This window comes from Stenotrophomonas sp. 3diitr2024, from assembly GCF_042136455.1.
Classification (GTDB): Bacteria; Pseudomonadota; Gammaproteobacteria; order Xanthomonadales; family Xanthomonadaceae; genus Stenotrophomonas; species Stenotrophomonas sepilia.
Genome location: NZ_JBHHMJ010000018.1, coordinates 1 through 10,642, shown reverse-complemented (window position 1 = coordinate 10,642; position 10,642 = coordinate 1). Strand labels below are relative to the sequence as shown.

Annotated in this window: 12 protein-coding genes; 2 read left to right on the top strand and 10 right to left on the bottom strand. The window is 66.5% G+C overall.

The features are described 5' to 3' along the window. Nucleotides 1–59: 59 nt before the first annotated feature. The 10 genes from truD to ABGA94_RS00225 all read right to left on the bottom strand — a co-directional run bounded on the left by truD (nt 60) and on the right by ABGA94_RS00225 (nt 7,953). A complete protein-coding gene (gene truD / locus ABGA94_RS00270) occupies nt 60–1,091 on the bottom strand; it encodes a tRNA pseudouridine(13) synthase TruD (RefSeq protein ID WP_065179303.1) in 1,032 nt (343 codons plus the stop codon). Then, complete coding sequence (gene ispF / locus ABGA94_RS00265) at nt 1,088–1,585, bottom strand: 2-C-methyl-D-erythritol 2,4-cyclodiphosphate synthase (protein WP_005409005.1); 498 nt, start codon at nt 1,583–1,585, stop codon at nt 1,088–1,090. Before ispF ends, truD begins: the two co-directional genes overlap by 4 nt. 34 nt (nt 1,586–1,619) lie before the next feature. After that, on the bottom strand, nt 1,620–2,318 hold the full coding sequence (gene ispD, locus ABGA94_RS00260; protein WP_005416029.1) for a 2-C-methyl-D-erythritol 4-phosphate cytidylyltransferase: 699 nt from the start codon (nt 2,316–2,318) through the stop codon (nt 1,620–1,622). Beyond that, the gene (gene ftsB / locus ABGA94_RS00255; RefSeq protein ID WP_005416028.1) at nt 2,315–2,668 is read right to left on the bottom strand and encodes a cell division protein FtsB; all 354 of its coding nucleotides are present in this window, start codon (nt 2,666–2,668) and stop codon (nt 2,315–2,317) included. Before ftsB ends, ispD begins: the two co-directional genes overlap by 4 nt. 4 nt (nt 2,669–2,672) lie before the next feature. Further along, entirely contained in the window at nt 2,673–3,965 is a 1,293-nt protein-coding gene (eno, locus tag ABGA94_RS00250) for a phosphopyruvate hydratase (RefSeq protein ID WP_053500065.1), read from the bottom strand. A gap of 96 nt (nt 3,966–4,061) precedes the next feature. Next, entirely contained in the window at nt 4,062–4,391 is a 330-nt protein-coding gene (locus ABGA94_RS00245; protein ID WP_053500063.1) for a hypothetical protein, read from the bottom strand. Then, nucleotides 4,391–4,738 (bottom strand): hypothetical protein, encoded by a 348-nt coding sequence (locus tag ABGA94_RS00240; RefSeq protein ID WP_338168114.1) that lies wholly within the window; start codon nt 4,736–4,738, stop codon nt 4,391–4,393. Before ABGA94_RS00240 ends, ABGA94_RS00245 begins: the two co-directional genes overlap by 1 nt. Beyond that, nucleotides 4,735–5,565 carry a 3-deoxy-8-phosphooctulonate synthase gene (gene kdsA, locus ABGA94_RS00235; RefSeq protein WP_010485995.1) on the bottom strand — a complete coding sequence of 277 codons (831 nt, stop codon included), beginning with the start codon at nt 5,563–5,565 and terminating at the stop codon, nt 4,735–4,737. The genes ABGA94_RS00240 and kdsA overlap by 4 nt, the downstream gene beginning before the upstream one ends. A gap of 89 nt (nt 5,566–5,654) precedes the next feature. Further along, nucleotides 5,655–7,319, bottom strand: coding sequence for a CTP synthase (locus tag ABGA94_RS00230; protein ID WP_005416023.1), 1,665 nt, complete (start codon nt 7,317–7,319; stop codon nt 5,655–5,657). Nucleotides 7,320–7,719: 400 nt separating this feature from the next. Then, nucleotides 7,720–7,953: a hypothetical protein gene (locus ABGA94_RS00225; protein ID WP_005416022.1), complete on the bottom strand. Its 234-nt coding sequence runs from the start codon at nt 7,951–7,953 to the stop codon at nt 7,720–7,722. Nucleotides 7,954–8,124: 171 nt separating this feature from the next. On the opposite strand from ABGA94_RS00225, the gene parE reads away from it, so the two are divergent. Then, nucleotides 8,125–10,014: a DNA topoisomerase IV subunit B gene (gene parE / locus ABGA94_RS00220; protein WP_005416021.1), complete on the top strand. Its 1,890-nt coding sequence runs from the start codon at nt 8,125–8,127 to the stop codon at nt 10,012–10,014. A 125-nt stretch (nt 10,015–10,139) separates the two neighbouring features. Beyond that, on the top strand, nt 10,140–10,642 hold a 503-nt coding region (locus ABGA94_RS00215; RefSeq protein ID WP_111191466.1), incomplete at its 3' end, for a GNAT family N-acetyltransferase.

Below are 10,642 nucleotides of genomic sequence, written 5' to 3'. Positions count from 1 at the left end.
GGAGGGAATTAAGTCGTTTGTGCCACAAACGACTTAATTCCCTCCGTCCCCTTTTTCTGTCAGGCCTGCGCGGCGTCTTCGACGGGGCCGAGTTCGTGCAGCACGGCGGTGGCGTAGCAGCCCGGCGGCAACGCAAACGAGAGTTCCAGTACATCACTGGCCAACCACTGATGCTGCAGCAACGCCGGGCGCAGGCGCAGCGCGCGGCGCTCCTGCTTCAGCCGTGCGTCTTCCAGGCCAGCGCGCAGCGCCTTCGATTCCTCGTCGTCCAGCGCGGCCAGCTCCAGCTCACGTGCAGCGTCGGCGCTGCGCAGCTCGCCTTCGCCCCACAGCGGCGCGCTGGGATGGATGTCGAAGCGCGCCAGGCGCTCGGCCAGCACGTCGGTGTAGGGTTCGGGGCCGAACACGCTGCGGCTGCCATCGAGCATCCACACTTCACCGTCCAGCGGCTGATCCCAGTTGCCCTGCTCCACGCGCGCGGCGAGCACACGATTGAACAGCGCCGAGCGGGCGGCTGACAGCAGCAGCGAACGCTGGTCCTTGCGCATGCGGCGGCCACCGAACATCGCCAATGCGGCAGGCACGTTGCCGCCGTCGCGGCCGAAGCGCTGCTCGCCAAACCAGTTCGGCAGGCCGCGCCCGGCGATCTGCTGCAGGCGCTCGCTGATCGCCGCAGCATCGCCCTGCACCTCGCGCAGCACCAGCCTGAAGCGGTTGCCGGCCAGTGCACCACGCTGCAGCTTGCGGTTGTGCCAGGTCGCTTCGAGCACTTCGATCTCATCACTGGCCAGCTCGGCCAGATCCGGCGCGACGCGCTTGGGCAGGTGCACGCTGAAACGCTGGGTGGTGACCGCATGCCGATCCTTCATGCCGGCGTAGCTCACCGCCATTTCCGGCAGGCCCGCCCACTTGGCCAGCAGCTTGGCCACATGCACAGTGTTGGCGCCGCGCTTGCGGATGTGCAGCAACAGGTGCTCACCTTCACCGGTGGCCTCGAAGGCCGGCAGTTCATCCACCTGGAAATCGTCCGGCGTGGTGCGGATGCGCGCCGTCAACAGCGGCGCACCAAACGCCAACGGCAGCGGGATCATGCCGCCACCAGCAACACGACCGCCTGCGCGGCGATGCCTTCGCCGCGGCCGGTGAAGCCCAGCTTCTCCGAGGTGGTCGCCTTGACGCTGACCGCGTCCAGCGGCAGCTGCAGCAACCCACCAATGCGCTCACGCATGGCCAGCGCATGCGGGCCAACCTTCGGCCGCTCGCAGATCACGGTGATGTCGGTGTTGCCAACGCGCCAGCCACGCTCGCGCAGCAGGCTGTCGCAATGGCGCACGAAATCGCTGCTGTCGGCGCCCTTCCAGCGATCATCGCTCGGCGGGAAATGCTGGCCGATATCGCCCAGCGCCAGCGCACCGAGCATGGCATCGCACAGGGCGTGCAGGATCACGTCGCCGTCGCTGTGCGCCAGCACGCCGCAGCTGTGCGGCACGTTCACTCCGCCGAGCATGATGTGATCGCCTTCACCGAAGGCATGGACGTCGTAGCCCTGGCCGATACGGACGGGCGGGAACGGTGCGGTGCTCATGGATGCAGCCCTTGCAGCAGGGCCGCGCGGGCAGTCAGCCGGCGCGGCGGGAAAGTACGAATTCGAACCGGTCCAGATCGGCCGGGGTGGTGACCTTGAAGTTGTCCTCGCTGCCTTCCACCAGCAGCGGGCGCTGGCCCTGGCGCTCCATGGCCATGGCCTCGTCGGTGACTTCAACACCGGCAGCGGCGGCGTCGGACAGCGCGCGGCTGAGCTGGTGGCGGCGGAACAGCTGTGGTGTCAGTGCACGCCACAGCCGCTCGCGCGGTTCAGTGCCATCGATGCCACCGTCGTCGCCCGCACGCTTGAGGGTGTCGCGCACCGGTGCAGCCAGGATCGCCCCGACCGGATCGGCACGACCGACTTCAAGCAGGCGGCCAAGATCGGCCAGCGACAGGTTGGGTCGCGCGGCATCGTGGACCAGCACGAATTCATCAGCGCGCACCGAGTCCGGCAACGCCTGCAGCCCAGCCAGCACCGAGGCGGCACGGGTCGCGCCGCCGATGCAGGTCAGCACCGGTTTGCCGGCCCATTCGCTCCAGCCCGGCCAGTCGCCGTCGTCCTGGCCGATCACCACCATTGCGCCGGCCACGGCCGGATGCGCCAGCAGCGCGTCCAGGGTATGAGCGAGCAGGATCTGCCCGCCCGCCTGCAGGTACTGCTTGGGCAGCGGCGCACCAAAGCGGGCGCCACGGCCGGCAGCCGGAACCACCACCCAGATCGCCGCGCTCATGGCACGTCCGCCGGGTGATCGCCGGCCTGGACAGTGACGCCTGCAGCGGGCTGCGCCGGACGGACCGGCGCATCCTCGACCACGCGGTAGAACTTCTCACCGGGCTTGATCATGCCCAGCTCGCTGCGCGCGCGTTCCTCGATGGCGGACTGGCCTTCCTTGAGGTCCTTCACTTCGGCGGCCAGCGCGTCGTTGCGCTGCTGCAGACCCTCATTGTCCCGTTCCTGGTTGGCGACCTGGGCTTCGAGCATCATCACTTCACCCGAATTGCCCGGACCGAACCAGAAGCGGTACTGCAGCCAGCCCAGCAACAGGGCCAGCACCAGCAGCATCCAGCGCCAGTCGCGCATCGGCTCAGCGCTTCAGCGAAACGAACGCGTCACGACCGGCGTAACGCGCGCCGGCGCCGAGGGCTTCCTCGATGCGCAGCAGCTGGTTGTACTTGGCCACGCGATCGCTGCGGCACAGCGAGCCGGTCTTGATCTGGGTGGCGGTGGTGGCCACGGCGATGTCGGCGATGGTGGTGTCTTCGGTTTCGCCCGACCGGTGCGAGACCACGGCCGCATAGCCGGCGCGGTCGGCCATGGCGATCGCTTCCAGGGTTTCGCTGAGCGTGCCGATCTGGTTGACCTTGATCAGGATCGCGTTGGCGGTGCCCGAGTCGATACCTTCCTGGAAGATCTTCGGGTTGGTCACGAACAGGTCGTCACCGACCAGCTGCACCTTCTTGCCGATGCGGTCGGTCAGCAGCTTCCAACCCGCCCAGTCGTTCTCGGCCAGGCCGTCTTCAATCGTGATGATCGGGTACTGCGCGGCCCAGTCGGCGAGGAAGTCGACGAACTGCTCGGAAGTCAGGCGCTTGTTCTCGCCGACCAGGTTGTACTTGCCGTTCTCGAAGAATTCGCTGGAAGCCACGTCCAGGCCCAGCAGCACGTCTTCACCGGCGGTGTAGCCGGCCTTGCCGATTGCTTCGAGGATGGTGTCCAGCGCTTCGACGTTGCTGCGGAAGTCCGGCGCGAAGCCGCCTTCGTCGCCCACCGCCGTGCTCAGGCCGTGGCCCTTCAGCACCGACTTCAGCGAATGGAAGATTTCGGTACCGGCGCGCAATGCTTCGGAGAACGAGGTGAAGCCGACCGGCAGCACCATGAACTCCTGGAAGTCGACGTTGTTGTCGGCATGCGCGCCGCCGTTGATGATGTTCATCATCGGCACCGGCAGCGACGGGGTCACGCCGGTCCGGGCAGCCAGGTACTGCCACAGCGCCTGCTTGCTGGATGCGGCGGCGGCGTGCGCGGCGGCCATCGAAACACCCAGCAGTGCGTTGGCGCCCAGCCGCCCCTTGTTCTCGGTGCCGTCCAGATCGATCAGGCGACGGTCGAGGCCGGCCTGGTCGGTGGCTTCAAACCCCTTCAGCGCGGCGGCAATCGTGGTGTTGACGTTGTCAACGGCCTTGCGCACGCCCTTGCCCAGGTAACGGGTCTTGTCGCCGTCACGCAGCTCGACCGCTTCCTTGGTGCCGGTCGAGGCGCCGGAGGGAACCGCGGCGCGACCGAACGAACCGTCCTCCAGGATGACTTCGGCTTCCAGCGTGGGATTGCCACGGCTGTCGAGGATTTCACGGGCGTGGATGCTGCGGATCGTACTCATGGTCGGGCCGGTTACCTGTCTGGAGAGGGGGCGACAAAACGAATGCCGCGTGATTATCCCCGGCTGCCCGCCACTTGCCAAATGGCGTGGCCTGCATCAGCCCCAGCTCGACCCGATCACGATAAGGACCAGCGAGACCAGCATCACCAGCAATGCACCGGCAATCGCCGCAAGGATGGGGCCACGCCGCCGTCGCCAGGCCAACACCATCGCCACCGGGCTGCCGAGAAAGCACAGCACCATCGTGACCAGCGCGCCCAGCATCCACCACTGCGTGGCCTGCACGCCATTGTTTCCGTCCCCGGGCGGCCGGAAGCCGGCGGTGAAGGCCAGCACGCCCACCACCAGGGCCATCCAGGTCAACACGGACAGCGCCAGCGCGATCAGGCCCCAGGGCCAGCCGCGCGCCGATGGGGTCGTATTCATCAAAGCCATCCGTAGAACAGGGTGCCGATCCACAGAGAAAGCAGGATGATCGCCAGCCCTGCCGGTACCTTGCCACGGTTCAATCGCCAGGCCAGCACAGCCGAAGCGACGCACCCTGCGCTGGCCAGCAGCTCTCCGACCACAAGCGCAATGAAATACGCCCGAAGATCGAGCGCGCTGCCGCCATCACCCGGTGGGCGCACTGACGCGGCGCCGATCAGCACCAGGCAGAACAAGCCCACGGTGAACACCGCGGACAGCCCCAGCGCGATCTGGCCCCACGGCCACTGTCTCCAGTGCCGGCGGCGGCGCTGGGTTTCCAGCGCCACCCACGGGTCACGACTCACGCGAAGCGCGAAAAGCCGTGCTTCTTGGTCACCGCGTCGAGTTCCATCAGGGTCTCGAGCAGGGCCTCCATCTGGTCCAGCGGCCACGCGTTGGGACCATCGGACAGCGCCTTTGACGGATCCGGATGGGTTTCGGCGAACAGGCCGGAGATGCCCACCGCCACCGCGGCACGGGCCAGCACCGGCACGTGCTCGCGCTGGCCGCCTGAGCTGGTGCCCTGCCCGCCCGGCAACTGCACCGAGTGGGTGGCGTCGAACACCACCGGGCAACCGGTCTCGCGCATCACCGCCAGCGAACGCATGTCGCTGACCAGGTTGTTGTAGCCGAAGCTGGCACCGCGCTCGCAGACCATGATCTGCTCGTTGCCGGTGGCCTTGGCCTTCTCCACGACCGGCTTCATGTCCCACGGCGCCAGGAACTGGCCCTTCTTGATGTTGACCGGCTTGCCGGCCGAGCACACCTTGCGGATGAAGTCGGTCTGGCGGACCAGGAACGCCGGGGTCTGCAGCACGTCCACCACCGAGGCCACTTCGTCCATCGGGGTGTACTCATGGACGTCGGTCAGCACCGGCACGCCGATCTGCTTCTTCACTTCGGCCAGGACCTTCAGGCCCTCTTCCATGCCCGGGCCGCGGAACGCGGTGCCCGAGGTGCGGTTGGCCTTGTCGAAGCTGGACTTGAAGATGAAGTTGACGCCGAGCTTGTCGGTGATCTCCTTCAGCTTGCCGGCGGTATCGAGCTGCAGCTGCATCGACTCGATCACGCAGGGGCCGGCGATCAGGAACAGGGGCTGGTCCAGCCCGACCTCGAATCCACACAGTTTCATGGCGTTTCCTTGTTGTCCGCAGCACCGGCAAGGCCGGTGCGCTGGGGGTTGAAGCATGCAGGATGGGGGCCGAAGCCCCCATTCACAAGTCAGGCGCGCGCTTCGGAAAGCAGCTTGCCGCCGGCCTTGCGCTCGCGCGCGGCACGGATGAAACCAATGAACAGCGGGTGTCCGTCACGCGGCGTGGACAGGAATTCCGGATGCGCCTGGCAGGCCAGGAACCACGGATGCGCGTCGCGCGGCAGCTCGACCACTTCCACCAGGGTGTCGTCCATCGACTTGCCGGCGATCACCAGGCCCGCATCTTCCAACTGGGTGCGGTAGCGGTTGTTGAACTCGTAGCGGTGGCGGTGGCGCTCGGCGACCACGTCCTTGCCGTACAGCTCGCGGGCCAGCGTGCCCGGCTTCAGGCGCTGCTCCTGCAGGCCCAGGCGCATGGTGCCACCCAGGTCGCTCTTGTCGTCACGCTTCTCGACATCGCCGCTGGCGGTGCGCCATTCGGTGATCAGGCCGATCACCGGGTTCGGCGACTGGCGGTCGTTCTCGGTGCTGTTGGCACCTTCCAGGCCGACCACGTTGCGCGCGTAGTCGACCACGGCCGCCTGCATGCCGTAGCAGATGCCGAAGTACGGCACCTGCTGCTCGCGGGCGAACTTCGAGGTCAGCACCTTGCCTTCGAAACCACGGTCACCGAAGCCACCCGGCACCAGGATGCCGTCGACATCGGCCAGCGCGGCCATGTCGGTGCCTTCCAGGTCCTGTGCTTCCAGCCACTTCAGGTTGACCTTGGTGCGCTGGCGCAGGCCACCGTGCTTCAGTGCTTCGCCGACCGACTTGTAGGCATCCTGGTGATCGACGTACTTGCCGACCACGGCAATGGTCACTTCGTCCAGCGGGTGCAGGGTCGCATCGACCGCGTCTTCCCACATCGACAGGTCGACCGGACCGGCCTTGTCTGCCAGCTTCAGCTGGTTCACCACGATTTCGTCCAGGCCCTGTGCATGCAGGCCAGACGGGATGCGGTACAGCACGTCCACGTCCGGCACGCTGATCACCGCACGCTCGGAAACGTTGGTGAACTGGGCGATCTTGCGGCGCTCCGAATCCGGCACCGCCTGCTCGGAGCGGCACAGCAGCACGTCCGGCTGGATGCCGATCGAGCGCAGTTCCTTCACCGAGTGCTGGGTCGGCTTGGTCTTCAGCTCGCCGGCGGCGCCGATGTACGGCACCAGGGTGAGGTGCATGAACAGCGCCTTCTCCGGGCCACGCTCGGTGCGCACCTGGCGGATCGCCTCCAGGAACGGCAGCGACTCGATGTCGCCGACGGTGCCGCCGATCTCGACCAGTGCCACGTCATAGCCTTCGGTGGCTTCGTCGATGCAGCGACGGATCTCGTCGGTGATGTGCGGAATGACCTGCACGGTCGCGCCCAGGTAGTCGCCGCGGCGCTCCTTGCGGATCACGTTCTCGTAGATGCGGCCGGTGGTGACCGAGTTCTTGCGGCTGAGGCGGGTGCGCACGAAGCGCTCGTAGTGGCCCAGGTCGAGGTCGGTCTCCGCGCCGTCGTCGGTGACATAGACCTCACCGTGCTGGAACGGACTCATGGTGCCCGGGTCGACGTTGATGTACGGGTCGAGCTTCATCATCGTGACCTTCAGGCCACGGGCTTCGAGAATGGCGGCCAGCGACGCGGCGGCAATGCCTTTGCCGAGCGAGGACACCACGCCGCCGGTTACGAAAATCAAGGGAGTCATGGCTGCAAGCATCCTGTCTGGAAATGGAAAACGGCAGCACCACGCGCACCCCAAGGGCGGGCATGGTGCTCAGAGGGGGTTTTCCGGTTCGCTGTGGCAGCGAGGGAGGTGCGGATCCGTGCGGCGGCAGGCGCCGGACGGGAACCATCGTGCGAGGTCGGGGCGACCGTGCCGGTCAAATCGACCGTCACCTGCGACCCGCCATGCTGGAAGCCACGCTTGGCCGCTCCAGCCCATTCGCAAAGGGTGGACACGCACTTACTCCCGGAAAGCCATAGTTTACAGATTGATGGCCGCCAACCCAAGGGGCTTGTGCGGCCGATCCAACAAAAAACGCCCCGCTGGGCGGGGCGTTTCGGTGCGCAACCCTTGTCGCAAGGGCGCCTGGCAGGTTGCGGGATCAGCGCTTCTTGCGCGCTTCCTCTTCCTCTTCCTGCTGCGGGGCCGGCTGGCCCTGCGCCTTCATTTCGGCATTGGCCTGGGCCCGACGCTTGGCCTTGGCATCGGCCTCGGCCTGCGCCTTGTCGGCCTGGTCACCCTGCTGCGGGGCCGGCTGGCCGGCGTTCTGCGCCACCACCAGCGGCACTGCAACGGCGGCAGCGGCCAGGATCGCAATGGTCAGCAACTTCTTCATGAGGTCCTCCTCGCGGTATGGCTTGGACGTTCAGACCCAACGGGGCCGCCGGCGTTCAGATTCCAGCGAGGGCTATTTTACCTCCTCTGCGCCGCCGAGACTGAACCGCAGGCGTGCAAATTCCCGTGCCAGACCCCACACTTGCCCGTCGCTCCAAGCTTTCGAAGACAGATGAACGCCCGCTATAACGCCGCCGATATTGAAGTCCTGTCCGGCCTTGACCCGGTCAAGCGCCGTCCCGGCATGTATACCGACACCGCGCGCCCGAACCACCTGGCGCAGGAAGTGATCGACAACTCGGTGGACGAGGCCCTCGCCGGCCACGCCCGTTCGATCGAGATCACCCTGTACAAGGACGGCAGCGTGGAGGTCAGCGATGACGGCCGCGGCATGCCAGTGGATATTCATCCGGAGGAGAAGATCCCGGGTGTCGAGCTGATCCTCACCCGCCTGCACGCAGGCGGCAAGTTCAGCAACAACAACTACACCTTCTCCGGCGGCCTGCACGGCGTCGGCGTCAGCGTGGTCAATGCGCTGTCGACCCTGGTGGAAGTGCACATCAAGCGCGACGGCGCCGAACACCGCATCACCTTCCGCAACGGCGACCGTGCCACGCCGCTGGAAGTGGTCGGCAGCGTCGGCAAGAAGAACACCGGTACCCGCGTGCGCTTCTGGCCGGACCCGAAGTACTTCGATACGCCGAAGTTCGCGGTGCGCGCGCTCAAGCACCTGCTGCGTGCCAAGGCCGTGCTGTGCCCGGGCCTGACTGTGAAGCTGACCGATGAAGCCACCGGTGAAGTCGATACCTGGTACTACGAAGACGGCCTGCGCGATTACCTGAAGCTGGAGCTGGGCGAGCGCGAATCGCTGCCGGCCGACCTGTTCGTTGGCAACCTGAAGAAGGACACCGAGGTAGTTGACTGGGCCGTGGCCTGGCTGCCGGAAGGCGAGCTGGTGCAGGAAAGCTACGTCAACCTGATTCCCACCGCGCAGCACGGCACCCATGTCAACGGCCTGCGCACCGGCCTGACAGAAGCGCTGCGCGAGTTCTGCGACTTCCGCAACCTGCTGCCGCGTGGCGTCAAGCTGGCCCCGGAAGACGTGTGGGACCGCGTGTCGTTCGTGCTGTCGCTGAAGATGACCGACCCACAGTTCAGCGGCCAGACGAAGGAGCGCCTGTCCTCGCGCCAGGCCGCCGGTTTCGTCGAAGGTGCCGCCCATGATGCGTTCAGCCTGCTGCTGAACCAGAACGTGGAACTGGGCGAGAAGATCGCGCAGATCGCCATCGAGCGTGCCAGCGCGCGCCTGAAGACCGAGAAGCTGGTCGTCCGCAAGAAGATCACCCAGGGCCCGGCCCTGCCCGGCAAGTTGGCAGACTGCATCAGCCAGGACCTGTCGCGCACCGAGCTGTTCCTGGTGGAAGGTGACTCGGCAGGCGGCAGCGCCAAGCAGGCCCGCGACAAGGATTTCCAGGCGATCATGCCGCTGCGTGGCAAGATCCTGAACACCTGGGAAGTCTCGTCCAACAGCGTGCTGGCCTCGGAGGAAGTACACAACCTGGCCATCGCCATCGGCTGCGACCCCGGCAAGGACGACATCAGCGGCCTGCGCTACGGCAAGGTGATCATCCTGGCCGACGCGGACTCCGACGGCCTGCACATCGCAACGCTGCTGACCGCGCTGTTCCTGAAGCACTTCCCGGCACTGGTCGATGCCGGCCATGTGTTCGTGGCGATGCCGCCGCTGTTCCGCATCGATGTGGGCAAGCAGGTGTTCTATGCCCTCGATGAGGAAGAAAAGCGCTCGATGCTGGACAAGATCGAGCGCGAGAAGATCAAGGGCGCCATCAACGTCACCCGCTTCAAGGGCCTGGGCGAGATGAACCCGCCACAGCTGCGCGAGTCGACCATCCACCCGGATACGCGCCGCCTGGTCCAGCTGACCGTGGACGATGGCGAGCAGACCCGCTCGCTGATGGACATGCTGCTGGCCAAGAAGCGCGCGTCCGACCGCAAGGGCTGGCTGGAGTCGAAGGGCGACCTGGCTTCGCTGGAAGTCTGATCCCTCGCGGGGTCGGATCCGTTTCCCGCCGGGAAAGGGGTCCGACCCATCCGCCCCGGGCATGCCGCCCCCATCGGCAAACCCGGCGGCGCCATAATGCGCGTCCATCCGCGTGGACCACCGTATTGGCCAGCCACTCGCTGCTGTTCCCCGACCTGCCGCTGCACAGCGCACGGCTGGTCCTGAGCCCGATCCGCCGTGACGACGCCGCCGCGCTGTTCACGCTGCAGTCCAATCCCGATGTGATGCGCTGGTGGAATCATCCGGCCTGGACGCGACAGGCCGAGGCGCGCGAGCAGATCGACGATGATCTCGCCGCCCATGCCATCGGTACCCAGCTGAAGCTGGCCGTGCGCGAATCACTGGAAGGTCCACTGCTGGGCATCTGCGTGGTGTTTGCAGTGGACCGCACTGCAGCCCGCGCCGAGATCGGCTACCTGCTGGCACCCGATCGCCAGGGCCAGGGCTACATGCACGAGGCCCTGCAGCAGGTACTGGCCTACCTGTTCGGCACCCTCCACCTGCATCGCGTGGAAGCCGAGATCGACCCGCGCAACGCACCCTCCGCGCATGTGCTCGAACGCCTGGGCTTCCGCCGCGAGGGAGTGCTGCGCCAGCGCTGGCGCAT

Excerpts from the sequence above, each read along its gene's own strand:
- truD (WP_065179303.1), bottom strand. The coding sequence starts at position 1,091 with ATGATCCCGCTGCCGTTGGCGTTTGGTGCGCCGCTGTTGACGGCGCGC.
- ispF (WP_005409005.1), bottom strand. The coding sequence starts at position 1,585 with ATGAGCACCGCACCGTTCCCGCCCGTCCGTATCGGCCAGGGCTACGAC.
- ispD (WP_005416029.1), bottom strand. The coding sequence starts at position 2,318 with ATGAGCGCGGCGATCTGGGTGGTGGTTCCGGCTGCCGGCCGTGGCGCC.
- ftsB (WP_005416028.1), bottom strand. The coding sequence starts at position 2,668 with ATGCGCGACTGGCGCTGGATGCTGCTGGTGCTGGCCCTGTTGCTGGGC.
- eno (WP_053500065.1), bottom strand. The coding sequence starts at position 3,965 with ATGAGTACGATCCGCAGCATCCACGCCCGTGAAATCCTCGACAGCCGT.
- ABGA94_RS00245 (WP_053500063.1), bottom strand. The coding sequence starts at position 4,391 with ATGAATACGACCCCATCGGCGCGCGGCTGGCCCTGGGGCCTGATCGCG.
- kdsA (WP_010485995.1), bottom strand. The coding sequence starts at position 5,565 with ATGAAACTGTGTGGATTCGAGGTCGGGCTGGACCAGCCCCTGTTCCTG.
- ABGA94_RS00230 (WP_005416023.1), bottom strand. The coding sequence starts at position 7,319 with ATGACTCCCTTGATTTTCGTAACCGGCGGCGTGGTGTCCTCGCTCGGC.
- ABGA94_RS00225 (WP_005416022.1), bottom strand. The coding sequence starts at position 7,953 with ATGAAGAAGTTGCTGACCATTGCGATCCTGGCCGCTGCCGCCGTTGCA.
- parE (WP_005416021.1), top strand. The coding sequence starts at position 8,125 with ATGAACGCCCGCTATAACGCCGCCGATATTGAAGTCCTGTCCGGCCTT.